This window comes from Paraburkholderia sp. 22099 (assembly GCF_052045835.1).
GTDB lineage: Bacteria > Pseudomonadota > Gammaproteobacteria > Burkholderiales > Burkholderiaceae > Paraburkholderia > Paraburkholderia terricola.
Genome location: NZ_JBQEPU010000013.1, coordinates 96,411 through 123,142 on the forward strand (window position 1 = coordinate 96,411; position 26,732 = coordinate 123,142).

Annotated in this window: 22 protein-coding genes; 20 read left to right on the top strand and 2 right to left on the bottom strand. The window is 64.4% G+C overall.

Annotated elements, in window-relative coordinates; all coding sequences use genetic code 11:
• Positions 1 to 76: 76 nt before the first annotated feature.
• The 3 genes from ACTJLC_RS14705 to ACTJLC_RS14715 all read left to right on the top strand — a co-directional run bounded on the left by ACTJLC_RS14705 (position 77) and on the right by ACTJLC_RS14715 (position 4,327).
• Positions 77 to 1,147, top strand: a complete 1,071-nt coding sequence (locus ACTJLC_RS14705; protein WP_073429315.1) for a homocysteine S-methyltransferase family protein — start codon at positions 77 to 79, stop codon at positions 1,145 to 1,147.
• A 66-nt stretch (positions 1,148 to 1,213) separates the two neighbouring features.
• Positions 1,214 to 3,949 carry a methionine synthase gene (gene metH, locus ACTJLC_RS14710; protein WP_440844415.1) on the top strand — a complete coding sequence of 912 codons (2,736 nt, stop codon included), beginning with the start codon at positions 1,214 to 1,216 and terminating at the stop codon, positions 3,947 to 3,949.
• A 168-nt stretch (positions 3,950 to 4,117) separates the two neighbouring features.
• A complete protein-coding gene (locus ACTJLC_RS14715) occupies positions 4,118 to 4,327 on the top strand; it encodes an acid-shock protein (RefSeq protein ID WP_440844349.1) in 210 nt (69 codons plus the stop codon).
• Positions 4,328 to 4,457: 130 nt separating this feature from the next.
• Here the strand turns inward: ACTJLC_RS14715 and ACTJLC_RS14720 are convergent, their stop codons facing one another.
• Positions 4,458 to 4,784, bottom strand: a complete 327-nt coding sequence (locus tag ACTJLC_RS14720) for a DUF1840 domain-containing protein (protein WP_073429312.1) — start codon at positions 4,782 to 4,784, stop codon at positions 4,458 to 4,460.
• A 487-nt stretch (positions 4,785 to 5,271) separates the two neighbouring features.
• Between ACTJLC_RS14720 and argS the strand changes: the two genes are divergently transcribed.
• From argS to ACTJLC_RS14750, 6 genes are all read left to right on the top strand, one after another.
• Entirely contained in the window at positions 5,272 to 7,062 is a 1,791-nt protein-coding gene (gene argS / locus ACTJLC_RS14725) for an arginine--tRNA ligase (protein ID WP_073429311.1), read from the top strand.
• Positions 7,063 to 7,141: 79 nt separating this feature from the next.
• A complete protein-coding gene (locus ACTJLC_RS14730; protein ID WP_440844352.1) occupies positions 7,142 to 7,936 on the top strand; it encodes an SPOR domain-containing protein in 795 nt (264 codons plus the stop codon).
• A gap of 176 nt (positions 7,937 to 8,112) precedes the next feature.
• Positions 8,113 to 8,751, top strand: coding sequence for a thiol:disulfide interchange protein DsbA/DsbL (locus tag ACTJLC_RS14735; protein WP_083085058.1), 639 nt, complete (start codon positions 8,113 to 8,115; stop codon positions 8,749 to 8,751).
• 16 nt (positions 8,752 to 8,767) lie between these two features.
• Positions 8,768 to 9,541 carry an SDR family oxidoreductase gene (locus ACTJLC_RS14740; RefSeq protein ID WP_073429309.1) on the top strand — a complete coding sequence of 258 codons (774 nt, stop codon included), beginning with the start codon at positions 8,768 to 8,770 and terminating at the stop codon, positions 9,539 to 9,541.
• 3 nt (positions 9,542 to 9,544) lie between these two features.
• Complete coding sequence (locus ACTJLC_RS14745) at positions 9,545 to 10,372, top strand: helical backbone metal receptor (RefSeq protein ID WP_440844355.1); 828 nt, start codon at positions 9,545 to 9,547, stop codon at positions 10,370 to 10,372.
• 253 nt (positions 10,373 to 10,625) lie between these two features.
• Entirely contained in the window at positions 10,626 to 12,212 is a 1,587-nt protein-coding gene (locus ACTJLC_RS14750) for an ABC transporter substrate-binding protein (RefSeq protein WP_440844357.1), read from the top strand.
• A gap of 90 nt (positions 12,213 to 12,302) precedes the next feature.
• On the opposite strand, the gene ACTJLC_RS14755 is transcribed toward ACTJLC_RS14750, so the two are convergent.
• Positions 12,303 to 13,373, bottom strand: coding sequence for an MBL fold metallo-hydrolase (locus ACTJLC_RS14755; RefSeq protein ID WP_440844359.1), 1,071 nt, complete (start codon positions 13,371 to 13,373; stop codon positions 12,303 to 12,305).
• A gap of 198 nt (positions 13,374 to 13,571) precedes the next feature.
• Between ACTJLC_RS14755 and ACTJLC_RS14760 the strand changes: the two genes are divergently transcribed.
• From ACTJLC_RS14760 to bioD, 11 genes are all read left to right on the top strand, one after another.
• The gene (locus tag ACTJLC_RS14760; RefSeq protein WP_073429305.1) at positions 13,572 to 13,976 is read left to right on the top strand and encodes a MerR family transcriptional regulator; all 405 of its coding nucleotides are present in this window, start codon (positions 13,572 to 13,574) and stop codon (positions 13,974 to 13,976) included.
• Between the two features lie 222 nt (positions 13,977 to 14,198).
• On the top strand, positions 14,199 to 16,043 hold the full coding sequence (gene aceK / locus ACTJLC_RS14765) for a bifunctional isocitrate dehydrogenase kinase/phosphatase (protein ID WP_114161787.1): 1,845 nt from the start codon (positions 14,199 to 14,201) through the stop codon (positions 16,041 to 16,043).
• Between the two features lie 95 nt (positions 16,044 to 16,138).
• Positions 16,139 to 16,915 (top strand): carbonate dehydratase, encoded by a 777-nt coding sequence (gene can / locus ACTJLC_RS14770; RefSeq protein ID WP_440844362.1) that lies wholly within the window; start codon positions 16,139 to 16,141, stop codon positions 16,913 to 16,915.
• On the top strand, positions 16,908 to 18,101 hold the full coding sequence (locus tag ACTJLC_RS14775) for an acetyl-CoA C-acetyltransferase (RefSeq protein ID WP_310312830.1): 1,194 nt from the start codon (positions 16,908 to 16,910) through the stop codon (positions 18,099 to 18,101). The genes can and ACTJLC_RS14775 overlap by 8 nt, the downstream gene beginning before the upstream one ends.
• Before the next feature lie 73 nt (positions 18,102 to 18,174).
• On the top strand, positions 18,175 to 18,852 hold the full coding sequence (locus tag ACTJLC_RS14780; protein WP_073429301.1) for an SDR family oxidoreductase: 678 nt from the start codon (positions 18,175 to 18,177) through the stop codon (positions 18,850 to 18,852).
• Between the two features lie 27 nt (positions 18,853 to 18,879).
• The gene (locus tag ACTJLC_RS14785; RefSeq protein WP_440844365.1) at positions 18,880 to 20,010 is read left to right on the top strand and encodes an acyl-CoA dehydrogenase family protein; all 1,131 of its coding nucleotides are present in this window, start codon (positions 18,880 to 18,882) and stop codon (positions 20,008 to 20,010) included.
• A gap of 7 nt (positions 20,011 to 20,017) precedes the next feature.
• A complete protein-coding gene (locus ACTJLC_RS14790; protein WP_073429299.1) occupies positions 20,018 to 20,467 on the top strand; it encodes a YchJ family protein in 450 nt (149 codons plus the stop codon).
• Positions 20,468 to 21,039: 572 nt separating this feature from the next.
• Positions 21,040 to 22,305 carry a dienelactone hydrolase family protein gene (locus ACTJLC_RS14795; protein ID WP_073429298.1) on the top strand — a complete coding sequence of 422 codons (1,266 nt, stop codon included), beginning with the start codon at positions 21,040 to 21,042 and terminating at the stop codon, positions 22,303 to 22,305.
• Positions 22,306 to 23,448: 1,143 nt separating this feature from the next.
• Positions 23,449 to 24,810: an adenosylmethionine--8-amino-7-oxononanoate transaminase gene (gene bioA / locus ACTJLC_RS14800; RefSeq protein WP_440844367.1), complete on the top strand. Its 1,362-nt coding sequence runs from the start codon at positions 23,449 to 23,451 to the stop codon at positions 24,808 to 24,810.
• On the top strand, positions 24,810 to 25,994 hold the full coding sequence (gene bioF, locus ACTJLC_RS14805) for an 8-amino-7-oxononanoate synthase (RefSeq protein WP_310119357.1): 1,185 nt from the start codon (positions 24,810 to 24,812) through the stop codon (positions 25,992 to 25,994). The genes bioA and bioF overlap by 1 nt, the downstream gene beginning before the upstream one ends.
• Positions 25,991 to 26,710, top strand: a complete 720-nt coding sequence (bioD, locus tag ACTJLC_RS14810; protein WP_440844370.1) for a dethiobiotin synthase — start codon at positions 25,991 to 25,993, stop codon at positions 26,708 to 26,710. Before bioF ends, bioD begins: the two co-directional genes overlap by 4 nt.
• Positions 26,711 to 26,732 lie beyond the last annotated feature (22 nt).

Consider the following 26,732-nt stretch of genomic DNA (forward strand, 5'->3'; position numbering starts at 1 on the left):
CGCGCCCGGCGGAACCGGGCAGCAGCGGCTACAATGACAGGCTCCCGAGAAAAGCCGGCGCAAGCCCAAGTCCGCCATGAACCAGCCTGCTCAAATTGCCCCGTCAGCCCGTCCCGACGCCGCCTACACGCGCGGCGCGGCGCTGCCCGCGCTGCTCAAGTCGCGCATTCTGATCCTGGACGGCGCAATGGGCACGATGATCCAGCGTTACAAGCTCGACGAAGCCCGCTATCGCGGCGAGCGCTTCAAGGACTATGGGCGCGACATCAAGGGCAACAACGAGTTGCTGTCGATCACGCAACCGCAGATCATCCGCGAGATTCACGAGCAATACCTGGCCGCGGGCGCGGACATCATCGAAACGAACACGTTCGGCGCGACCACGGTGGCGCAAGCCGACTACGGCATGGAAGCGCTTGCAGTCGAGATGAATCTCGAGTCGGCCAAGCTCGCGCGCGCGGCGTGCGACAAGTATTCGACGCCCGACAAGCCGCGCTTCGTCGCCGGCGCGATCGGGCCGACGCCCAAGACGGCGAGCATTTCGCCCGACGTGAACGATCCTGGTGCACGCAACGTTACCTTCGACGAATTGCGCACGGCGTACTACGAACAGGCCAAGGCTTTGCTCGACGGCGGCGCGGATCTGTTCCTCGTCGAAACGATCTTCGACACGCTCAATGCGAAGGCCGCGTTGTTCGCGCTCGACGAGCTGTTTGAAAACACCGGCGAGCGTCTGCCGATCATGATTTCGGGCACGGTCACCGACGCGTCGGGGCGCATTCTCTCGGGGCAAACCGTCGAGGCGTTCTGGAACTCGCTGCGTCACGCCAAACCGCTCACGTTCGGCCTGAACTGCGCGTTGGGCGCGGCGCTGATGCGCCCGTACATCGCCGAACTGGCGAAGCTGTGCGACACCTACGTGTCGTGCTATCCGAACGCGGGCTTGCCGAACCCGATGAGCGACACCGGCTTCGACGAATTGCCCGCCGATACCTCCGGGCTGCTCAAGGAATTCGCGCAGGCAGGTCTGGTGAATATCGCCGGCGGCTGCTGCGGCACGACGCCGGAGCATATCGCGGCGATCGCCAAGGCGCTGGCTGAAGTAAAGCCGCGCCAATGGCCGACGCAATACCGCGACGCAGCCTGAAAACGGCGGCCCGGATTCCGGGCCGCCGCTTCCCGCCATCGAAACAGACGCATCAATCGCCCGCAAATCACTCGCACCTACGCCATGACCGATCACACCATGCGCCTTGCCGGCCTCGAGCCGTTCAACGTCACCTCCGGGACGCTCTTCATCAACGTCGGTGAACGCACCAACGTGACGGGCTCCAAGGCGTTCGCGCGAATGATCCTGAACGACCAGTTCGACGAAGCGGTCGCGGTGGCGCGTCAGCAGGTGGAAAACGGCGCGCAGGTCATCGACGTCAACATGGACGAGGCGATGCTCGATTCGAAAGCGGCGATGGTGCGCTTCATGAATCTGATCGCGTCGGAGCCGGACATCGCGCGCGTGCCGATCATGATCGACTCGTCGAAGTGGGAAGTGATCGAAGCGGGCCTGAAGTGCGTGCAAGGCAAGGCGATCGTCAACTCGATCTCGCTGAAGGAAGGCGAGGAAGCGTTCCGCCATCACGCGAACCTGATTCGCCGCTATGGCGCGGCCGCCGTGATCATGGCGTTCGACGAGCAAGGCCAGGCCGATACGTTCGAGCGCAAGACGCAAATCTGCAAGCGCTCCTACGACTTCCTTGTGAACGAAGTGGGCTTCCCGCCCGAAGACATCATCTTCGATCCGAACATCTTCGCGATCGCAACGGGTATCGAAGAGCACAACAACTACGCCGTCGACTTCATCAACGCCACGCGCTGGATCAAGCAGAACCTGCCGTATGCGAAGGTGAGCGGCGGCGTGTCGAACGTGTCGTTCTCGTTCCGCGGCAACGATCCGGTGCGCGAAGCGATCCACACCGTGTTCCTCTACCACGCGATCCAGGCGGGCATGGACATGGGCATCGTCAACGCGGGTCAGCTCGGCGTGTATGCCGAGCTCGATCCCGAGTTGCGCGAGCGCGTGGAAGACGTCGTACTGAATCGCCGCGAAGACGGAACCGACCGTCTGCTCGAAATCGCCGACAAGTTCAAGACCGGCGCCGCGAAGAAGGAAGAGAACCTCGAATGGCGCAATCAGCCGGTCGAGAAGCGTCTGTCGCATGCGCTGGTGCACGGCATCACCAACTTCATCGTCGAAGACACCGAGGAAGTGCGCGCGAAAATCGCCGCGGCGGGTGGCCGGCCGATCAACGTGATCGAAGGTCCGCTGATGGACGGCATGAACGTCGTCGGCGATCTGTTCGGCCAGGGCAAGATGTTCCTGCCGCAAGTGGTGAAGTCGGCGCGCGTGATGAAGCAGGCGGTCGCGCACCTGATTCCGTACATCGAGGAAGAAAAGAAGCAGTTGGCCGCCGCCGGCGGCGACGTGCGCGCGAAGGGCAAGATCGTCATCGCCACGGTCAAGGGCGACGTGCACGACATCGGCAAGAACATCGTATCGGTGGTGCTTCAGTGCAATAACTTCGAAGTGGTCAACATGGGCGTGATGGTCCCGTGCAACGACATTCTTGCGAGAGCAAAGGTCGAGGGCGCGGACATCATCGGTCTCTCGGGGCTCATCACGCCGAGCCTGGAGGAGATGGCCTACGTCGCGTCCGAAATGCAGCGCGACGATCATTTCCGCATCAAGAAGATACCGCTTTTGATCGGCGGCGCGACCACGTCGCGCGTGCACACCGCCGTGAAGATCGCGCCGCATTACGAAGGCCCGGTGGTGTACGTGCCGGACGCGTCGCGCTCGGTGTCGGTGGCGTCGAGCCTGCTCTCCGACGAAGGCGCGGCGAAGTACGTCGACGAACTCAAGGCCGACTACGACCGTATCCGCCTTCAGCACGCCAACAAGAAAGCGCTGCCGATGGTCACGCTCGCCGAAGCCCGTGCGAACAAAACCAAAGTAGATTGGGCGAGCTATCAACCGGTCAAGCCCAAGTTCATCGGTCGCCGCGTGTTCAAGAACTTCGATCTGAACGAACTCGCGAACTATATCGACTGGGGTCCGTTCTTCCAGACCTGGGACCTGGCCGGCCCGTACCCCGCGATCCTGAACGACGAGATCGTCGGCGAATCGGCGCGGCGTGTGTTCTCCGACGGCAAGTCGATGCTCGCGCGCCTGATCCAGGGCCGCTGGCTGCAAGCCAACGGCGTGATCGCGCTGCTGCCGGCCAACACGGTGAACGACGACGACATCGAAATCTACACGGACGAATCACGCTCGCAAGTCGCGCTGACCTGGCGCAACCTGCGTCAGCAAAGCGTGCGGCCGGTGGTGGACGGCGTGATGCGGCCGAACCGGTCGCTTGCCGACTTCATCGCGCCGAAGGATTCGGGCGTGGCCGACTACATCGGCATGTTCGCGGTCACGGCGGGCCTCGGCGTGGACGTGAAGGAAAAGCAGTTCGAAAAGGATCACGACGACTACAGCGCGATCATGCTCAAGGCGCTCGCCGACCGCTTCGCCGAAGCCTTTGCCGAGGCTCTGCATGCGCGCGTACGGCGCGACCTTTGGGGCTATGCGAACGCCGAAACGCTTTCCAACGACGAACTGATCGCGGAAAAGTACCGCGGCATCCGCCCGGCGCCCGGCTATCCGGCCTGCCCGGACCACCTGGTGAAGCGCGATATGTTCGACGTGCTGCAAGCCAATGAAATCGGCATGACCGTGACCGAATCGCTCGCCATGCTGCCGGCGGCGAGCGTCTCCGGCTTCTATCTGGCGCATCCCGACAGCACCTATTTCTCGGTCGGCAAGATCGGTCAGGATCAACTGGAAGACTACGCACAGCGCATGTCGTTATCGAAAGCCGACGCCGAACGGGCTCTCGCGCCATTGCTCTAGGCACGGCGTGGCGTGGCGTGGCGTCAAACCCACTATATCGGGCGGGAAACACTGAATATTTGCGGCGGCGTAATTTTCGTCTTTGTAGACTGAATTGCTTTTACCGCCAGACGCGGCCAAAAAAACGCGTCGGCTCATCTAATTGCAATCGTCGACGGAGAGAATCATATGAAGAAGCTGACGCTGTTATTGACTGCAGTTTCCCTTGCCTTGGGCGCCTCGGCGGTGCTGGCCCAGCCTGCCGCTCCCGGCGGCTCCAGCGCGGTCAGCTCGTATTCGCCGCCCACCGTGAAGCACGTCAAGAAACCCAGGAAGCAGAAAATGAAGAAGGGTGCGTCGGCGCCGGCAGCGGCCCCGGCGGAGGCCGCCAGCCAGTAAGCAGCGCACGCCGGCCGGTTGTTCGCGTCCGGTAAACACAAGAGCCCGCACTCAGCGGGCTCTTTTCATTGGCACACCGGCGTCAGCGGCGCAACGCGCGCCGCGCGCCGTCACCGAGATCGCGCCGGGATCACAGACCCCACACGATATCCGCGTTTTCCTTCTGCGCCGCGCGCAGCATGTCGAGGAACGGGTACGCGCGCTGTGCGAGTCCCGGCGGAATTTCATGATGCTCGTGACCTTCCTCGCCTTCATGGAAATGGCCGTCGTGCTCGGCGCGTTCCTGCTTGTCGATGGTGATGGCCGCTTCGAGTTTCGCGATCGCCACGCCCAGTTCATCATGGGCAACGACGCCCCGCTCGCCAAGGCGTTTGCCGATGATGCCGACCAGATACTGTGCGAGGTTCTCCAGCATCACCACGTCGGGGCAGGCGCGGCATTTAAAAGTAATCAGCATGTCTGTTCCCTGTTTCGTTATGTTGGATCGACGCGCGAGCGGCTCGTGGACGACTGCCGGCGCGCGTTACGTTAGCCCGCCGATCAGGCGCGGCGGCCACGGCCCTTGCCGGGCATCTCATTGAACATATTAGCACCTGCTAAAATCCGTCTGGACGGAAAAGCGCGCCGCCATGCGCCGCGCGCGGCATGGCGCAGGCGGCGCGGCTGGGCCCGGTTGGCCCACCCCGCTTAGGCGCTGCGTGCAACGGCAAGCGGTTGTTGCCACCGCTTGCGGCCCGCCGCGGCAGCCCTTGCATGTCGCCGCACGCCGCGCTCACCGCGACGCAGGCAATGTGCCCAGTGGCGCCGCTAATGTGCCCGGCGCGCCCGGCAAATCCGGGCGGGCACATCGCCGCTTTCCACGCTTCTGACGAACCGGCTGCGCCCGTCGCGCGGCCGGCGCCTCTTCCGCATCACCGGATTGCCTCACTGGACTCGCAACAAGCATGCTGCCCGCACATAAACACACTCTCGAAACACTGCTCGCCGATACGGTGAAGCAGGTGGCGCAAGCCTCCCAAGGCGCGACCGAAGCCGCTTTCGTGTCGCCCACCATCACGCTGGAGCGTCCCAAGGTCGCCGCGCACGGCGACGTCGCGTGCAACGTGGCGATGCAACTCGCCAAGCCGCTGCGCGCCAATCCGCGCCAACTGGCGCAACAGATCGTCGACGCGCTGCTCGCGCAGCCGCGCGCCCAGGGTCTCATCGAAACCGCCGAAGTGGCCGGTCCCGGCTTCATCAACCTGCGCCTCGCGGCTGCCGCGAAGCAGGCGGTGATCGCCGCCGTGTTCGCGGAGAAAGAGACGTTCGGCCGCTCGCCACGCGACGCCGGCAAGCACGTGCTGATCGAATTCGTTTCGGCCAACCCCACGGGCCCGCTGCATGTCGGCCACGGCCGCCAGGCCGCGCTCGGCGACGCGCTTTCGAACGTGCTGGCCTCGCAAGGCTGGGACGTGCATCGCGAGTTCTACTACAACGACGCCGGCGTGCAGATCCACACGCTCGCGCTGTCCACGCAGGCGCGCGCCCGCGGCCTCGCCCCCGGCGATGCGGGCTGGCCGGCTTCGGCATACAACGGCGAGTACATCGCCGACATCGCGAAAGACTATCTGAACGGCGTCACGGTGGCGGCGAGCGACGGCGAGCCGGTCACCGGCGCGGGCGACGTCGAAAATCTCGAAGCGATCCGCCGGTTCGCGGTCGCCTATCTGCGCCGCGAGCAGGACATGGACTTGCAGGCCTTCGGCGTGAAGTTCGACCAGTACTATCTGGAGTCGTCGCTATACACGGAAGGCCGCGTCGAGAAAACCGTCGAGGCGCTGATCGCCGCCGGCAAGACCTACGAGCAGGAAGGCGCGCTGTGGCTGCGCACCACCGACGACGGCGACGACAAGGACCGCGTGATGCGCAAGACCGACGGCACCTACACGTACTTCGTGCCGGACGTCGCCTATCACGTCGCCAAGTGGGAACGCGGCTTCACCAAGGTCATCAACATCCAGGGCTCCGACCACCACGGCACGATCGCGCGCGTGCGCGCCGGTCTGCAAGGTCTCGGCGTCGGCATTCCGAATGGCTACCCCGATTACGTCCTGCACAAAATGGTCACGGTGATGCGCAACGGCGAGGAAGTGAAGATCTCGAAGCGCGCCGGCAGCTATGTGACGGTGCGCGACCTGATCGAATGGTCGGGCGGCGCGACGCCGGGCACGGAGGCCGCCGTCGACCTGATCGACGAAGAGACGATTCGCCGCGGCCGCGACGCCGTGCGCTTCTTCCTGATCTCGCGCAAGGCCGATACGGAATTCGTGTTCGACATCGACCTCGCGTTGAAACAGAATGACGAAAACCCGGTGCATTACGTGCAATATGCGCACGCGCGAATCTGCTCGGTCATCGCCGAATGCAAGGCGCGCTACGGCATGGACGAAAGCACGCTCGCCAACGTGAACGTCGCGCCGCTCACCAGCGAACGCGCCATGGCCTTGCTGAACAAGCTCGCCGAATTCCCCGACATGCTGCAACACGCGGCCGACGAACTCGCGCCGCACGCGGTCGCGTTCTACCTGCGCGACCTCGCCGGGGAATTCCACTCGTTCTACAATGACAGAGCCGAGCGCGTGCTGGTCGACGATGCAGCCGAACGCAATGCACGCGTCGCGCTGCTCGCGGCCACGCGCCAGGTGTTGGCCAACGGTCTCGCGACGATCGGCGTCTCCGCTCCCGTCAAGATGTAAGTCCTCCGGCGCAACATGCATGCGGCCGTCGCTATAATCGGCGGCCGTTCCAGGATTCTTTTCGTAGGTGATTCATACGATGGCAAAACCACGCCGCACAACAAAGCAATCGAAACAAACCGGGGGGACTTTTCTCGGCATCGTGCTGGGCCTGATCGTCGGCCTTGCGATCGCGGTAGTGGTGGCGCTGTATATCACCCGTGCGCCTACGCCGTTCGTCTCGAAGGTGGCGCCGCCCGCGGCGTCCGATGCCGGCGCGAGCCAGCCGCAGCAATACGATCCGAACCGTCCGCTGCAAGGCAAGACGCCGGGCCAGCCGGTGCCGCAAGCCGCGCAACCCGCACCGCCGAACACCGCGCCGGGCGCGACCAACGCGCAGACCCAGTCGGGCATGCTGGAAGAACCGCAAATCGTCGAAGTGCCGCCGTCCAATGCCAATAACGGCAATGCGAACGGCACGGCGATCGCGCCGAAGCCCGCCCCGGACAACGGCACTGCAACGGCGCCCGTGAAGAAGCCGGGCGAGAGCGCGCCGAGCGCGACCGCCGCGGGCTCCGCGCCGAAGAGCACGTCATCGGCCACGACCGCCAACGCCAAGCCCGGTTCGGGCGCGGCGCCGACGCCGGGCGATGCGAACACCGGCTACTTCCTGCAAGTGGGCGCCTACAAGACCGCCGCCGACGCCGAGCAACAGCGCGCGCGTCTCGCGTTCCAGGGTTTTGAATCGAAGGTCACGCAGCGCGATGCGGGCGGTGTCACGTACTATCGCGTGCGCATCGGGCCGTTCTCCAAGTTCGAGGACATGAATTCGAGCCGTCAGCGTCTGTCCGACGCGGGCGTGGATACCGCCGTGATCCGCTTTACGAAACAATGAAGCAACGCGCCAATCACCAATAAACGCTGATTTGCCGGAGCGCGCCGCCGCCGAACTATCGGCGAACGGCTCGTGTCCTAGGCAACGGAACACTGAAAACGTTCAACGCCGATTCACAAACGGTGACGGGCATTGCGTGGCGCCACCGCTTTACCGCCTACTTGGGTCATCAACACATGAAAAAACTGCTGAGCATTCTGTTCCTTTCGCTGGGCCTCATCGCCGCCACGGCGCATGCCGCGCCCGCCACGCCGGTGTCGGGCAAGGACTACACCGTGCTGTCCACGGCGCAACCCACCGACGTGCCGGCCGGCAAGATCGAAGTCATCGAGTTCTTCTGGTACGGCTGCCCGCACTGCAATGAATTCGGCCCGTACCTCGACGGCTGGGTGAAGAAGCAAGGCCCGGACGTGGTGTTCAAGCGCGTGCCGGTTGCCTTCCGCGACGACTTCATTCCGCATTCGAAGATGTTCCACGCGCTCGAAGCACTCGGCCTCAGTGAGAAACTCACGCCGACGATCTTCAAGGAAATCCACGTCAACAAGAACTACCTGCTGACGCCGGAAGATCAGGCCAAATTCCTCGCGAAGAACGGCGTCGATCCGAAGAAGTACATGGAAGCGTACAACTCGTTCTCGACGCAAAGCGCGCTGCAAAAAGACAAGAAGATGCTCGAAAGCTACAAGATCGAAGGCGTGCCGACGCTGGCGGTGCAGGGCAAGTATGAGACGGGTCCGGCCGCGACCAACAGCCTGACGGGCACGCTCGACGTCCTCGACTACCTGGTGCAGCAGGTCCGCGCCAAGAAGATGTAACGTCCGAGGCGCCGGAATGAGTTCACCGTTGAAGGTCTTCATTACCGGCGCGTCGAGCGGCATCGGCCTCGCGCTCGCCGCCGAATATGCGCGGCGCGGCGCGATTCTCGGCCTCGTCGCCCGCCGCGGCGACGCGCTCGCGGCTTTCCAGCAGTCCCATCCCCAAAACGCTGTCTCTGTCTACGCCGTCGACGTTCGCGACGCCGAGGCGCTCGCCGAGGCGGCCACGCGCTTCATCGCGCAGCATGGCTTGCCGGACGTCGTGATCGCCAACGCCGGGATCAGCCGCGGCGCGCTCACCGGCCACGGCGACCTGCGCACGTTCCGCGAAGTGATGGATATCAATTACTTCGGCATGGTCGCGACCTTCGAGCCGTTCGCCGCCGCGATGGTCGCCGCGAAACGCGGCACGCTGGTCGGCATCGCCAGCGTCGCGGGCGTGCGCGGCTTGCCGGGGTCGGGCGCGTACAGCGCGTCGAAGTCGGCGGCGCAAAAGTACCTGGAAGCGTTGCGCGTCGAGATGCGGCCGCACGGCGTGGGCGTGGTCACCATCGCGCCCGGCTATATCCGCACGCCGATGACCGAGCACAACCCGTACACCATGCCGTTCCTGATGGACGCCGACCGTTTCGCGGTGAAGGTTGCCGGGGCGATCGAGCGTCAAACCGCCTTTGCGGTGTTTCCGTGGCAAATGCGCATCGCGGCGATGCTGCTGCATGTGCTGCCGCGCTGGCTCTACGACCGCGTTTTCGAACGCGCGCCGCGCAAACCGCGCGCCGTCACCGAGTAGGCCATGCAGCCCCGTGCGATCGATGCAGCCGGCGTCGCGCACGAACCGGCGAGCGCCGAGGCGCGCATCGTCTCGCTGGTGCCGAGCATCACGGAACTGCTGTTTGCCTTGGGATTGGACAGGCAGATCGTCGGGCGCACCGGTTTTTGCGTGCATCCGCGTGAGAAGGTACGCCAGGTGCGCAAGGTAGGCGGCACCAAGGCCGTGAATATCGACGCCGTTCGTGCGTTGCGCCCTACCCATCTGATCGTCAATGTCGACGAAAACGAGCGCGATACCGTCGACCAGTTGCGCGCGTTCGTGCCGCATATCGTCGTCACGCATCCGCGCACGCCGCGAGACAATCAATCGCTCTACACGCTGCTGGGTGCGATTTTCAGCCGTGAAGAGGAAGCGCGGCGCCTGAGCGACGCGCTCGAAAACCGCCTGCATGAAGCCGCAGCGCATACGTTTGCCGCGCAAAACGTGCTGTATCTGATCTGGCGTGAGCCGTGGATGACCGTCGCGCGCGATACCTATATCGCCGCCATGCTGCGGCTCGTCAACTGGCGCACGCTGCCCGATGTGCGAGGCGGTGCGGCGGGCGCCGCTCGCTATCCCGTACTCACCACGCTCGACTTCGACCATGCTCCGTGGCTTGCCGATGTCGATCGCATTCTGCTGTCCAGCGAACCCTATCGCTTCACGCAAGCGCATTGCGATGCGTTGAAACGCGATCCGCGGCTGGCGAGGGAGCGTATCGAACTGATCGATGGCGAACTGGTGTCGTGGTACGGCGTGCGCGCGATCGAGGGCATCGTCTATCTGATGCAACGCGCCGCGCGGGGATAAGCGCCGCCGTCCCGCCGTCCCGCCGTCCATATGGATATGTGGATTAAGTGGTTGTCGCCGCCAGCACCCTTCGATAAGCTTTCGCGAAGGCCGCGCCGCGTCGATGGAGGCGACATCCACCCATGCGGCAGCGCCGGAAACGTATCACAATCATAGAGGCGGGCGTCGGCTACCCTTGACGACCCGCCACCCGCCACCGGAACACAAGCACACCAAGACGCACTGCCTGACCGCGCTCGTTATGGGAGATCCTATGCGCTTCAAACTGCTCGCAGCCGCCGTACTGTTCACGGCGCCCGCGCTCGTGCTCGCCAAACCGCTGACCGTCTGTACCGAGTCGAGCCCCGACGGCTTCGATGTCGTGCAGTTCAATTCACTGGTGACGACCAATGCGTCGGCGGACGTGGTCTTCAACTCGCTGGTCTCATACGACGAGGCCACGAAGAAGGTGGTGCCGGCGCTGGCCGACAAGTGGGAGGTGAGCGCCGACGGCCTCGCCTACACGTTCCATCTGCGTCCGAACGTGCAGTTCCAGACCACCGATTACTTCAAGCCCACTCGCACGCTGAATGCCGACGACGTGGTGTTCACGTTCGACCGCATGCTCAACGACAGCAATCCGTGGCACAAGGTGGTGGGCGCGAGCGGCTTCCCGCATGCGCAGTCGATGGGCTTGCCGAAGCTCATCAAGGCGGTCACCAAGGTCGACGACAACACCGTCAAGTTCGAGTTGAACGCGCCGGACGCGACCTTCGTTCCGATCCTGACAATGGGTTTCGCGTCGATCTATTCGGCTGAATACGCCGATCAATTGCTCAAGGCCGGCAAGCAGGTCGATCTGAACGCGAAGCCGATCGGCACCGGCCCGTTCGTACTGAAGAGCTATACGAAAGACGCGGTGATTCGCTACGACGTGAACCCGACCTACTGGGGTCCCAAGCCGAAGATCGATCGCCTGATCTACGCGATCACGCCGGACGCCACCGTGCGCGCGCAGAAGGTGAAGGCGGGCGAATGCCAGATCGCCCTGTCGCCGAAGCCGCAGGATCTCGCCGACGCGAAAACCGACAAGTCGCTGGATATCGTCAAGACGCCCGCCTTCATGACCGCGTTCGTCGCGTTGAACACGCAGAAAAAGCCGCTCGACAACCAGAAGGTGCGCGCCGCGCTGAACATGGCGTTCGATCGCACCACGTATCTGAAGACGGTGTTCGACAACACCGCGACGCCGGCCGTGAACCCGTATCCGCCGAACACGTGGAGCTACGACAAGGCGGTGAAGGCGTGGCCGTACGATCCGGCGAAAGCGAAGAAGCTGCTCGCGGACGCGGGCTTCCCGAACGGCTTCGAAACGACGATCTGGGTGCGCCCGAACGGCAGCGTGCTGAACCCGAATCCGAAGGCCGGCGCCGAACTGCTGCAAGCCGACTTCGCGAAGATCGGCGTGAAGGCGGACGTGAAGGTGATCGAATGGGGCGAACTCATCAAGCAGGCGAAGCAAGGGCAGCATGATTCGCTGTTCATGGGCTGGGCCGGCGACAACGGCGACCCGGACAACTATCTGTCGCCGCTCTTCAGTTGCAACGCGGTGAAGTCGGGCATCAACTTCGCGCGCTTCTGCAATGAGGACCTCGACAAGCTGATCGCCGACGGCAAGGCCACGCCCGATCAGGCCAAGCGTGCGAAGGCGTATGAACAGGCGCAGCAGATCATTCACGACCAGGCGCTGTGGATTCCGCTCGGTTATCCGACCGCGGCGGCGATCACGCGCACGAACGTGAGCGGTTATCACGTGAGCCCGTTTGGCCGGCAGAACTTGGGCACGGTGGCCGTGCAGTAATACCGCTTAGGCTTGAACGAAACCGCATGAAAAAGCCCGGTTGCGAAAGCACCGGGCTTTTTTCATCAAAAGGTTGAAGGGTAAAACCGATCAAGCCGAAAACCGGATCACGCCATCCGAACCCTGCGTGCGCTTCAACGTGCCCGCGAGCCACAGCAGATGCAAGTGCGCCAAGGCTTCACCCATCGCAAATGTCATCTGGTGGATGTCGAGCTGGCGTTTGAACATCAGCGGCACGATATCCGCTGCGCTTTGCGGTTTTTCGGCACACGCCTCGCGCACTTCGGCGAGGCGCGCGTCGTGATGCTCGCGCAGTTGCCTGATGCGCGTGCGCACGCCGCGAAACGGCTTGCCATGCGACGGCAGCACCAGCGTCTCTTCAGGCATCGTCTCGTAACGGCCGAGCGATTCCAGATACAGCGCGAGCGGCGAGCCTTCCGGCTCGATGTCGAACACCGACACGTTGGTCGAAATGCGCGGCAGCACCATGTCGCCGGAGATCAGCACGCCGGTCTCCTCGCAGTGCAGCGCGCAGTGCTCCGGCGAATGGCCGAAGCCCGTCACCACGCGCCACGTCTTGCCGCCGATCCTCATGCCGTCGGCTTCGCGCAAACGGCGGTATTGGCCGGGAATCGCCGGCACGAGGCTCGCGTAATAGCTCTTGCGGGCGCGCAGCTTGTCCAGCGACGCTTCGTCGGTCACGCCGTGCCGCGCGAAGTGACGCGCCGCGCCTTCGCCGCCCGCATTCGAGCCGTCGCCGGCCGCCATCACGCGCGCTTGCATGTACTCGCCGAGCGTCATCCATAGCCGGGCGTCCCAGCGTTGCCTGTCGCCGCCGGTGCACACCCAGTGCGCGAGACCGATGTGATCCGGGTGGCAATGCGTGACGATCACGCGCAGCACCGGCAGGCCGCCGAGCACCGAGTCGAATACTCTCTCCCAGTTCTCCTTGATCGCGTCCGACGTAATGCCGCAATCGACCACCGTCCAACCCGGCTGACCGTCGATCTCATCGCGCAACAGCCACAGGTTGATATGGTCCAGCGCGAAGGGTAACGGCATGCGCAGCCAGAACACGCCGGGCGCGACTTCCATCGCGTGGCCGGCTTCCGGCAAGCTGTCGTTGAACGGATAGTCGAGTTGATGTTCGAGTGCATTCATTGCGGGTGTCTTCCTCCGTCGGCCGTCCGGCATGGCGAGGTGTGCGATGCCGGGCGGCGTGGTTGCGGCCCGGTTGCGGCCCGGTTGGGGCATGCCGGTGCCGTATTGCGCCTGGTTGCGTTTCGCTCAAGTTGACGATAACGTTAACGTTGATTCTATCGTCCAATCCAACTTTCTGCCCGGCCACGGCATGCCCCGATGAACACGCAATACACGATCACCGAGCTCGCGCGGGAATTCGACGTCACGCCGCGCGCCATCCGCTTCTACGAAGACCAGGGTTTACTCTCGCCGAGCCGCGAAGGATCGAGCGGCTTGCGCCGCGTCTATTCAGGCCGCGACCGAACGCGCCTCAAGCTCACGCTGCGCGGCAAACGGCTCGGCTTCACGCTGTCGGAAATCCGCGATCTGCTGGACGTGTACGAATCGCCGACCGACACCGTCGCGCAATTGCACGCGTTCCTCGCCACGGTCGCGCGCCATCGCGAAGTGCTCGAACGTCAACTGGAAGACCTGAACGCGACGCTCGAAGACCTCGCGCAATACGAAACCCAGGCGCGCGCGCTGCTGGAAAACGGCACACGCGAAGCCAGGCCCGCATGAAAGCGGACCACGCAAATTTTTTTGCCGGCAGTTGAGCCGATTAAGGCATGCCAAACTGACGCATTGAGCGGAGATAGCCGGAAAGTCGGCGAACGCCCGCGAAAATGCACGCCGGGCGCGGCATGCGCCAAGGCATGAGTCGAGCGGCGCGATGCGTCGCGGGCCCACCCGGACGATACAATCACGGGTGTCTTCACGACATGGGACGAATGCACGGTCGACATGAATCACTTCCCCAAACTGTTGTCGTCGCAGATCGGCTTTGACGTCGCCCAGACGATGCTCGAAGGATTCGAGCGCCACTACCGCATCTTTCGCGAGGCCGCGGTCCATGCCAAGACGCTGTTCGAACGCGGCGACTGGCACGGCCTGCAAAAACTCGCGCGCGATCGCATTACGTCATACGACGATCGCGTCGAGGAATGCGTCGAACTGCTGCAAGACGAATACGACGCGGAAAATATCGACAGCGACGTGTGGCAGCAGATCAAGCTGCACTACATCGGCCTTCTGACCACGCACCGCCAACCCGAGTGCGCGGAGACGTTCTTCAATTCAGTCTGCTGCAAGATCCTGCATCGCTCGTATTTCAACAACGCCTTCATTTTCGTGCGGCCGGCGATCTCGACCGAATACATCGAGAACGACGAACCGGCCGCGAAGCCGACGTATCGCGCGTATTACCCGGGCAAGGACGGTCTTGCCGCCACGCTCGAGCGCATCGTCACGAACTTTCAACTGGAGACGCCGTTCGAGGATCTGACACGCGACGTCGGCTGCGTGATGCAGGCGATTCACGACGCCTTCGGCGTATTCGACGAAGCACCCAACTTCCAGATTCACGTGCTCTCGTCGCTGTTCTTCCGCAACAAGTCGGCGTATATCGTCGGGCGCATCATCAACGGCGATTTGCTGTTGCCGTTCGCGGTGCCGCTGCGTCATGTGAGGCCGGGCGTGCTCGCGCTCGACACGGTGCTGCTCAAGCGCGATCAGTTGCTGATCATCTTCAGCTTCTCGCACTCGTATTTCCTCGTGGATATGGAAGTGCCGTCCGCTTACGTGGAGTTTCTCGGCACGATCATGCCGGGCAAGCCGAAGGCGGAAATCTATACCTCGGTGGGCTTGCAGAAGCAGGGCAAGAATCTGTTCTATCGTGATCTGCTGCATCACCTGTCGCATTCCAGCGACCAGTTCATCGTCGCGCCCGGCATCAAGGGGCTCGTGATGCTGGTGTTCACGCTGCCGTCTTTCCCATACGTATTCAAGCTGATCAAGGACAGCTTCCCGCCGCCGAAGGAAACCACGCGCGCGCAGATCCAGGAGAAGTATCAGCTCGTCAAGCGGCACGACCGTTTGGGCCGCATGGCCGACACGCTCGAATATTCGAGCGTCGCGCTGCCGCGCTCGCGGCTCGATGAAGCGCTCGTGCGCGAACTCGAAAAGGAAGTGCCGTCGCTGCTCGAATACGACGGCGAGAACCTCGTGATTCGCCATATGTATATCGAGCGCCGCATGGTGCCGCTCAATCTGTTCCTGCAACACGGCTCCGACGAGGACGTCGATCACGGCATCAAGGAATACGGCAACGCGATCAAGGAACTGATGCAGGCGAACATTTTTCCGGGCGACATGCTGTACAAGAACTTCGGCGTGACGCGTCACGGCCGCGTCGTGTTCTACGACTACGATGAAATCGAATACCTGACCGACTGCAACGTGCGCGCGGTGCCCACGCCGCGCAACGAGGAAGACGAAATGTCGGGCGAGCCGTGGTACTCGGTCGGCGTGCACGACATTTTCCCGGAGACGTATGGCACGTTCCTGCTCGGCGACCCGCGCGTGCGCCGTTCCTTCATGCGGCATCACGCGGACTTTTTCGATCCCGCGCTGTGGCAGCGGCACAAGGATCATCTACTGAAAGGCGAACTGCCGGACTTTTTCCCGTACGACAGCAGTGTGCGCTTTTGTATCCGCTATCCCGAACGCTTCGCCGATGCTGCGAAAGCACCGGCCCCATCAGACGCAACGGACGCGCAAGCCGACGAGCGCAGCGTGCGGGTGGCGTGAACATCCTGCGCCGTCCGCATTGCTGAACGCATCGTCCGAAACCTTATGTAACGACACCGACCGGTCTATCGGTCGAGCAACCGCCAAGACGCACCATGAACTCGAACGCTTCCACTCCTCCGAACCCGCTCGCGCATCTCTTCGACAACAACGATGCGTGGGTGACTCGCAAGCTCTCCGAAGACCCCGAGTACTTTTCGCGCCTCGCGCATCAGCAGACGCCCGAATATCTGTGGATCGGCTGCTCCGATTCGCGTGTGCCGGCCAACCAGATCATCGGCCTGCCGCCGGGCGAAGTATTCGTGCACAGAAACATCGCCAACGTGGTCGTGCATACCGATCTGAACTGTCTGTCGGTGATCCAGTTCGCCGTCGATCTGCTGAAGGTCAAGCACATCATGGTGGTCGGCCACTACGGCTGCTCGGGCGTCGGCGCGGCGCTGCACGGCCGTCGCGTGGGTCTCGCGGACAACTGGCTGCATCACGTGCAGGACGTGCGCACCAAGCATGCGGCGCTGATCGAGGAATGGCCGCTCGGTGAAGCGCGGCATCGGCGGCTGGTCGAACTGAACACCATCGAGCAGGTGGTGAACGTGTGCCGCACGACCATCGTCAACGATGCCTGGGCGCGCGGCCAGGAATTGACCGTGCACGGCTGGGTGTACGGCGTGCATGATGGCAAGGTGCGCAATCTCGGCATGACCGTCGGCGAACCGGGCGCGCTCGACGCGGTTTATCAGGGCTGCGTCGCGGGAGTATCGGCAAGCGGCGCGCACGGCGCGGACAACGACATGGTCGCGGCCGACGCCGCGCAACTCGGCGAGATGCCGGCGATCGTCGAAGGTGTGATCAAGGAGCTGAAACATGAGTGAGACAAACGCTGATCCGATCGTCATCGTGGGCGTTGCCCGCACGCCGATGGCGGCATTTCAGGGCGACTTCGCTTCGTTGACCGCGCCGCAACTCGGTTCGGTCGCGATCGAAGCCGCCGTTCAACGCGCGGGCCTGAAACCCGGGCAGATCGACGAAGTGGTGATGGGCTGCGTGCTGCCCGCCGGGCTCGGTCAGGCGCCCGCGCGTCAAGCGGCCCTCGGCGCCGGCTTGCCGCTCGCCACGGGCAGCACCACCGTCAACAAGATGTGCGGCTCCGGCATGCGCGCGGCGATGTTCGCGCACGACATGCTGGCCGCGGGTTCGATCGAGGTGATCGTCGCGGGCGGCATGGAAAGCATGACGAACGCGCCGTATCTGCTGCCCAAGGCGCGTGGCGGCATGCGCATGGGCCACGGCCAGGTGCTCGACCACATGTTCTACGACGGCCTGGAAGACGCCTACGAGAAAGGCCGCCTGATGGGCACGTTCGCCGAGGAATGCGCGGCGTCGTTCGACTTCACGCGCGAGGCGCAGGACGCGTTCGCCGTCGAGTCGCTGAACCGTGCGAAGCGCGCGAACGAGGACGGCTCGTTCGCATGGGAAATCGCGCCGGTGAAAGTCGCGAGCCGCAAGGGCGAGGTGAGCATCGATCGCGACGAGCAGCCGTTCAAGGCGAACCTCGAAAAAATTCCGACGCTCAAGCCCGCGTTCAGCAAGACCGGCACGGTGACGGCGGCGAACTCGTCGTCGATTTCCGACGGCGCGGCCGCGCTCGTGATGATGCGCGAGTCGACCGCGAAGCGCCTCGGTGTCGAGCCGATCGCGCGCGTGGTCGGTCATTCGACCTTCGCGCAGGAGCCGGCGAAGTTCACCACCGCGCCGGTCGGCGCGATTCGCAAGCTGTTCGAGAAGAACGGCTGGCGCGCGGACGAAGTGGATCTGTACGAGGTCAACGAAGCGTTCGCCGTCGTCACGATGGCCGCGATGAAGGAACACGGTTTGCCGCACGAAAAGGTCAACGTGAACGGCGGCGCTTGCGCGCTCGGGCATCCGATCGGCGCGTCGGGCGCACGGATTCTCGTCACGCTGATCGGCGCGCTGAAACAGCGCGGCTTGAAGCGCGGCGTCGCGACGCTGTGCATCGGCGGCGGCGAAGCCACCGCGATGGGTATCGAACTGGTTTGACGCGCGGCTCCAGGCACTCCAGGCAGTCGGGGCCGTTGCGGCAGTTGAGGCAGTTGAGGCACGAGGTGATTCGATGAAGACAGTGTTGATCGTGGGTGCGTCGCGCGGCATCGGCCAGGAGTTTGCGCGGCAATACAAAAAGAGCGGCTGGCGCGTGCTCGCCACCGCGCGCGACGGGGCCGCGCTCGACGCATTGAACGAACTCGGCGCGGAGACTTTTTCCGTCGACGTCACCGCGCCCGACGAAATCGCCGCGCTCGGCTGGAAGCTCGACGGCGAACGGCTCGATGCGGCGATCGTCGTGTCGGGCGTCTACGGCCCGCGCACCGCGGGCATCGAGACCATCACCGCCGATGACTTCGACCATGTCATGCACACCAACGTGCGCGGTCCCATGCAGCTGATGCCGATCCTGCTGCCGCTCGTCGAGGAAACCGGCGGCGTGTTCGCGGTGATCTCGAGCAAGATGGGCAGCATCGGCGACGCGGGCGGCACGACCGGCTGGCTCTATCGCGCGAGCAAGGCGGCGCTCAACAACGCGCTGAAACTCGCGTCGCTCGAGGTCAGGCGCGCGACCTGCGTTTCGCTGCATCCGGGCTGGGTGCGCACCGACATGGGCGGCGCCGAGGCGGCGATCGATCCGGCGCGCAGCGTCACCGGCATGCGCGAATTGCTGGCGCAGGCCGCGGCCGCGCGCGAGGCGTTCAATGGCCGCTTCTATCAATACGACGGCACGCCGCTCGACTGGTGAGAGCGCCAAGAATGAGGAGACTGAGCGATGGTGCTTGACCAGGACCACCTGATGGTGCGCGACGCGCTGCGCACGTTCGTGCGCGAAGCCGTCACGCCGCACGCGGCGCGGTGGGACCGCGAGCGGGTTTTTCCGCACGACGTGCATCGGCAACTCGCCGAACTCGGCGCATACGGCGTGCTGGTGCCCGAAGCCTACGGCGGCGCGGGCATGGACGCCTTGGCGCTCGCGCTGATCCTCGAGGAAATCGCCGCTGGCGACGGCGGCACGTCCACCGCCATTTCCGTCAACAATTGCCCGGTGTGCAGCATCCTGCTGAGCTACGGCAACGACGCGCAGAAGCGCGACTGGCTCACGCCGCTCGCGCGCGGCGAGATGCTCGGCGCGTTCTGCCTGACCGAACCGCAGGCCGGCTCCGACGCCTCCGCGCTGCGCACCACCGCGACCCGCGACGGCGACGCGTACGTGCTGAACGGCGTCAAACAGTTCATCACGAGCGGCAAGAACGGCAACGTCGCAATCGTGATGGCCGTGACCGACAAGGCGGCGGGCAAGCGCGGCATCAGCGCGTTCATCGTGCCGACCGATACCAAGGGCTACGTCGTCGCGCGAATCGAGGACAAGCTCGGCCAGCATTCGTCGGATACGGCGCAGATCATTTTCGAGGACTGCCGCGTGCCGGCCGCGAACCTCATCGGCGCGGAAGGCGAAGGCTATCGGATCGCGCTGTCGGGGCTCGAAGGCGGGCGCATCGGCATCGCCGCGCAAAGCGTCGGCATGGCGCGCGCCGCGTTCGAGGCGGCGTTGGCCTACGCCAAGGAGCGCGAGAGCTTCGGCGCGCCGCTCTTCTCGCACCAGGCCGTGCAGTTTCGCCTCGCCGACATGGCGACGCAACTCGAGGCCGCGCGTCAGCTGATCTGGCATGCCGCGGCGCTGAAAGACGCCGGCCAGCCGTGCCTCACCGAAGCCGCGATGGCCAAGCTGTTCGCCTCCGAAGCCGCCGAGCGCATCTGTTCCGCGGCCTTGCAGATTCATGGCGGCTACGGCTATCTGAGCGACTTCCCGGTCGAGCGTATTTACCGCGATGTCCGCGTGTGCCAGATCTACGAAGGCACGAGCGACATCCAGAAGATCCTGATCGCTCGCGGTCTTGGCTGAACGTCCAATGAACGAGCCATTGTTGCCGGCGCAGCGTCCATCCGACTGTCCCTGCGGCGGCGCCGCGCCCGGCCAGCGCGCCGGCGCCCGCGCGCCCCGCTTCGCGCAATGCTGCGGCCGTTACATCGACGGCGGCGAAGCGGCGCCGCGCGCGCTCGAACTGATGCGCTCGCGTTACAGCGCGTACGTTCTCGGCGCGACGGATTATTTGCGCGCCACCTGGGCGCCGCACACCTGCCCCGCCGACCTCGACGCGGACCCCGCCGCGCCCGATGCGCCACGTTGGCTCGGACTTCAGATCAAGGCATTCGCTGAAAGCGACGCCGATCACGCGACGGTCGAATTCGTCGCGCGTTACAAGGTGGGTGGCCGCGCGCACCGGCTGCACGAGTTGAGCCGCTTTATCCGCGATGAGGACGGCCGCTGGCGCTATGTCGATGGCGACGTGAGCGAATAGCCCGACGCCTTCCCGAGCCTTACACGACGCGCCAGCCTCCGAGGCGCGTTCACATGCGGCCCTCAAAGACCGGCTTCCTGTTCGTGTTGGCCCGGCGCCACAGCCCATGCGCCCGCCATCTTGCCTCGTGCAGCCGGCCGCCGGCGAGACCAGCGTCTTCAAGCCAGCATGAGCCCGATCCGCGCACGGCAATTTTTTCGTCGCGGGTTCTCCTTGATTGCACAAAACAAAATTGTCGTGCCAGGATGAGGCCGTAGCTTCATGGCGTCACGTTGCGAAAGCCGGTCATAACCGGCTACGCAAAATGCGCAAGGACGCTGCCGGTCACCAGATAGTGTGGGTTCGGCGGCGCTTCCGGGCAGCATGGGTGGCGCTCATCATCGGCGCGTGGGGTCGCGTCGGCCGTTTGGGTTCAATCCCGTGCGATCTCCAGTGGCGTGCGTGCGCTTCGCGCAGCAGTACGCGGGTATGTTTTTGCGTGTCGAAAACACCGGTGAAAGCAAAATGTCAGCAGCCGTTCTGGACAAGTGGGCATGACGGTATTCAGGCAAGTTTTTGAGGCGGATGCGTTAATGGTGTTCAGCAAGGTTCTGACGAAGTGTGCGGTGATCTGTGCAGCGGCTGCGTGCGCTGTCGCCGTCGCGCACGCCGCTCCGCTCGCCGACACCCAGGCGGGACCTCTCGCCCGCGCGCAGGTGCCGCGCATCGCGCTCGACGACGACGTCTATCTGCCGGCTGCGGGCCTCAACGAAAAAATCATCCGCGTGCCGGTGGACGCTGCCGGCGCGGTCACGCTCGAAACGACGATCTACAAACCGGACGGCCCAGGCCCGTTTCCGATGATCGTGTTCAACCACGGCAAGATTCCCGGCGATCCGCGCACGCAGGAACGCAGCAATCCGCTGCCGTTCGCGCGCGAATTCGTGCGCCGCGGCTACGTGGTGGTGGCGCCGAACCGCCAGGGCTTCGGCCATTCGGACGGCGTTTATCAGCAGGACGGTTGCGACGTCGAACGCAATGGCATGAGCCAGGCCGGCGACGTGGCGGCCACCATCGGCTACATGTCGAAGCAGCCTTACGTGGACGCCACGCATATCGTGGTGGCCGGCACCTCGCACGGCGGTCTCGCGACGATGGCCTACGGCACCGAAGCCGCGCCGGGCGTGCGGGCGCTGATCAATTTCTCGGGCGGTTTGCGGCAGGACGCTTGCAGCGGCTGGCAGGCCAACCTCACGCGCGCATTCGGCGCGTACGGTGAAAAGACCAAGGTGCCGTCGTTGTGGATGTACGGCGATAACGACTCGGTGTGGACCGCGCCGCTGGTGGCGGGCATGTACGCCGCGTATGCCGAGCATGGCGCGAGCGCGAAGATGGTGGATTTCGGCAACTACAAGAACGACGCGCATCGGCTGGTGGGCGACCGCGACGGCGTGCATGTGTGGTGGCCGGCCGTCGAGGCTTTCCTGGCCCGCGTGGGCATGCCCACGGGCGTGCAGTATCGCGTGTCCGATCCTTCGTTGCCGAAGGCGAGCGGGTTTGCCGCTGTCGATGCGGTGGATGCGGTGCCGTTCGTCGACGAAGCCGGGCGCAATGGCTATCGGAACTTCCTGCATCAATATCCTAGCCGGGCTTTTGCCGTGTCGGATACCGGCGCGTGGTCGTGGGCCGAGGGCGGCGACGATCCGATGTCGGTGGCGGTTGCCAATTGCCAGAAGCAGAGTTCGGCGCCTTGCCGGTTGTATGCGGTGGATAACGCTGTTGTTTGGGGTTCTGGGGGCACTCAGACCGCTGCGAGCGGTGCGGATCAAGGTCGGCATGCTATTGCTAGCCGGGAGTGAGGGTCGGGTTTTTTTGCCTGCTCGGCGGGGTTGGTTTTTGGGGTTGGTTTTTTGGCCTTTCCTTGATTTGTTAGTGGTCTATTGGCGTTGCCCCTGTGCGGGGCGGCACCTACTTTCTTTGCCGCCGCAAAGAAAGTAGGCAAAGAAAGCGGCTCACACCGCCAGTTCTGAAGCGGGTCCCCTGGCTTGGAGGGCATCGTGGTGCATCTGGAATCCGTGTTCCCGCACACTCCGCGTTCGTGACACAGCAGTCATTCTTCCGGCGACGCTGCGCGCGCCGTCGCGGTACTTCATAAAGTCGCACGGCGCTTTTGCGGTCGGCAGCAGTTCTCGATGCCCAGACAAACCGCCGTCAGCCGCAGTTCTCCAAACCAATAGCGCTGCGTGCGCCCGGCGTCACTGCATCGAATGCCGGCGACTTGCCGACAACTTGCCGGCGCATCGGCGCGCGGCCGGACGCTCAGCACGGCGACCGGCGACCGGCCCCACAACCGGTGTCCTGCAACCAGCGACACATCTGAAACAGCATCTGGCTTTTCGGCGTCTCGCCGAGGCGAAGCCGATGGCCCCCACCGCGCCCAATGAAACCGCTGGTTTCCGTGCGCGCCGCTTCCGGCGAGCGCGCAGCGCGAGGCGGGAAGTATGACTGCCTTGTCACGAACGTCGAATGCGCGAGGGCACCGATTCCAGATGCACCACTGCCCCCTCCAAGCCAGGAGACCCGCTTCAAAGCTGGCGGTGTGAGCTGCTTTCTTTGCCTACTTTCTTTGCGGCGGCAAAGAAAGTAGGTGCCGCCCCGCACAGGGGCAACGCCAATAGACCACTAACAAATCAAGCAAAGGCCAACAAACCAAGCCCACAACCCAAACCGCCGAGCAGGCCAAACCCCACCTACATCCCACTACTTTGCCGTCGTCAACTGCACCGATCATCCACCTTCATGAGAAAACAGAAACGACCTGCATCGAACAGCCCCAAACCCCAGCCCAGCAAGCAAAACCCCAAATTCCAGCGCAGGTGCGCGCAACGAAATAAACCGCTAATCTCGACCCCGCGCGCATCGCCAAACGCCGCGCGCAGCGCAACGAAACGGCCCTAAAAAGCCCGACGCGCAGCGGCAAAAAGCATCCTGGAGTACCCGCTTTGCAAAACCCGGCAACACAACCGTCATCACGAGAAGACTGGATCGCCCGCAGCCTGCGCGCCGTCTGGCACCCCTGCACGCAGATGAAGCACCACGAGCGTCTGCCGCTCATTCCCGTCGCGCGCGGCCAGGGCGCGTGGCTTTACGACCGCGCCGATCACCGTTATCTGGACGCGATCAGCTCCTGGTGGGTCAACCTGTTCGGCCACGCGAACCCGCGCATCAACGCGGCGCTGAAAGACCAGCTCGACACGCTCGAACACGCGATGCTCGCGGGCTGCACGCACGAGCCGGTCATCGAACTCGCGGAACGCCTCGGCGCGCTCACCGGCAACACGCTCGGCCACGCGTTCTTCGCGTCCGATGGCGCATCCGCCGTCGAAATAGCGCTGAAGATGAGCTTCCACTCGTGGCGCAATCGCGGCTTCGCCGACAAGCAGGAATTCGTCTGCCTCGCCAACAGCTACCACGGCGAGACCATCGGCGCGCTCGGCGTCACCGACGTCGCGCTCTTCAAGGACGCCTACGACCCGTTGATCCGTCACGCGCACGTCGTCGCGTCGCCCGATGCGCGTCTCGCGCAGCCTGGCGAGACCGCCGACGACGTCGCGCGCCGCGCACTCGATCACGTGCGCTCGCTGTTCGAAGCGCGCGCCGACACAATCGCCGCGCTGATCGTCGAGCCGCTCGTGCAATGCGCAGCCGGCATGGCGATGCACGACGCGTCGTATCTCGCCGGATTGCGCGCGTTGTGCGACCAGTACGGCGTGCATCTGATCGCCGATGAAATCGCCGTCGGTTGCGGTCGCACCGGCACGTTCTTCGCATGCGAGCAGGCGGGCATCTGGCCGGACTTTCTGTGTCTGTCGAAAGGCATTAGCGGCGGCTATCTGCCGCTCTCGATCGTGTTGTCGCGCGATGAAATCTTCGCGGCCTTCTATCACGACGACACCGCGCGCGGCTTCCTGCATTCGCATTCCTACACCGGCAATCCGCTCGCGTGCCGCGCGGCGCTCGCCACGCTCGACCTGTTCGCGAGCGACAACGTCCTCGCCGTCAACGCGCAGAAGTCCGCGAAACTGAAGGCCGCGCTTGCTCCGCTCGCTGGGCACGAGCAGGTGCGCAATCTGCGCCAGTGCGGCACGATCTTCGCGTTCGACGCGGTGATCGACGACGCTCAACATGCGAGGACATTCTCGCGCCGCTTCTTCGAAAACGCGTTGCAGCGCGAGCTGCTGCTGCGCCCGATTTCAACCACCGTGTATCTGATGCCGCCGTACATTCTCGACGACGAAGAACTCGCGCTGCTCGCCTCGCGCACTCATGAAACGTTCGAAGCCACGCTCGCGGAGGCGCGCTAATGCACTTGCTCGACACACTTGCACAAGGCCTGAAAGACATCGACGCACGCGGCCTGCGCCGTCGCCGCCGCACGGCCGACACGCCGTGCGCCGCGCACATGACGGTGGACGGCCGCGAGATCATCGGCTTCGCCAGTAACGACTACCTCGGCCTCGCCGCGCATCCGCAACTGATCGCCGCGATCGGCGAAGGCGCGCGGCGCTATGGCGCGGGCAGCGGCGGTTCGCATCTGCTCGGCGGCCACTCGCGCGCGCATGCGCAACTCGAAGACGACCTCGCGGAATTCGTCGGCGGCTTCGTCGACAATGCGCGCGCGCTGTACTTCAGCACCGGCTACATGGCGAACCTCGCGACGCTCACCGCGCTCGCGGGCCGCGGCACGACGCTTTTCTCCGACGCATTGAATCACGCGTCGCTGATCGACGGCGCGCGCCTGTCGCGCGCCGACGTGCAGATCTACCCGCACTGCGATACCGAAGCGTTGAGCGCGATGCTCGACGCTTCCGACGCGGAAGTGAAAGTGATCGTCTCCGATACGGTGTTCAGCATGGACGGCGATATCGCGCCGCTGCCGCGTCTGCTCGAACTTGCTGAGCAACACGGCGCGTGGCTGATTCTCGACGACGCGCATGGCTTCGGCGTGCTCGGTCCGCAAGGGCGCGGCGCGATCGCGCAGGCCGCGCTGCGCTCGCCGAACCTGATTTCGATCGGCACGCTCGGCAAGGCGGCGGGCGTCTCGGGCGCGTTCGTCGTCGCGCACGGCACCGTGATCGAATGGCTCGTGCAGCGCGCGCGTCCGTACATTTTCACCACGGCCTCGGTGCCTGCCGCCGCGTATGCGGTGTCGGCGAGTTTGCGCATCATCGGCGGCGACGAAGGCGATGCGCGGCGCGCGCATCTTCGGCAATTGATCGAACGCACGCGTGAGATGCTGAAAGCCACGCCGTGGCTTCCGGTCGATTCGCACACCGCCGTGCAGCCGCTCATCATCGGCGCGAACGAAGCCACGCTCGACATCGCCGCCCTGCTCGACCGCGCGGGTCTGTGGGTGCCGGCGATTCGTCCGCCGACCGTGCCCACCGGCACGTCGCGCTTGCGTATTTCGCTTTCCGCCGCGCACGCGCAAGCGGATCTCGACCGGCTCGAAGCGGGCTTGCAACAAGCGGGAGCGAAAGCGGCATGAGCACGGCGCTGTCTCTCTTCGTCACCGGCACGGATACGGAAATCGGCAAGACGTTCGTTTCGTCGGCGCTGTTGCGCGGCTTCGTTCGCGAAGGCCTGCAAGCCGCCGCGATGAAGCCGATCGCCGCCGGCGCATTCGAACTCGACGGCGTTCTGCATAACGAGGACGCGGATCAACTCGACGCCGCATCGAGCGTCTTGTTGCCGCCCGACATTCGCACGCCCTATCTGCTGAAAGAACCGGCCGCGCCGCACATCGCGGCCGCGCTGGAAAACGTCACCTTCGATATCGCGCACATCGTCGCTTGCCATGCCGAGGCTGTGAAACGCGCGGACGTCGTGGTCGTGGAAGGCGTCGGCGGCTTTCGCGTGCCGTTGACGGCGACTGCGGACACCGCCGATCTCGCCGTCGCCTTGAAACTGCCGGTCGTGCTGGTGGTCGGCCTGCGCCTCGGCTGCATCAACCATGCGCTGCTCACCGCCGAAGCGATCGCCGCGCGCGGACTGACGCTGGCCGGCTGGGTGGCGAACCGCGTCGACCCCGACATGACGTTCCCCGACGAAAACATCGCGTCGATCCGCGAGCATCTTGCGCGCGAACACGACGCGCCCTTGCTCGGCATCGTGCCGCATCTGAGCCCGGCTTCGCCCGAACTCGCGGCGGACCGGCTCGACATCGACCGACTCTTGCAGACGCTGCGCCATGCGCGGCGCTGATCAACATCACATCCATCCATGA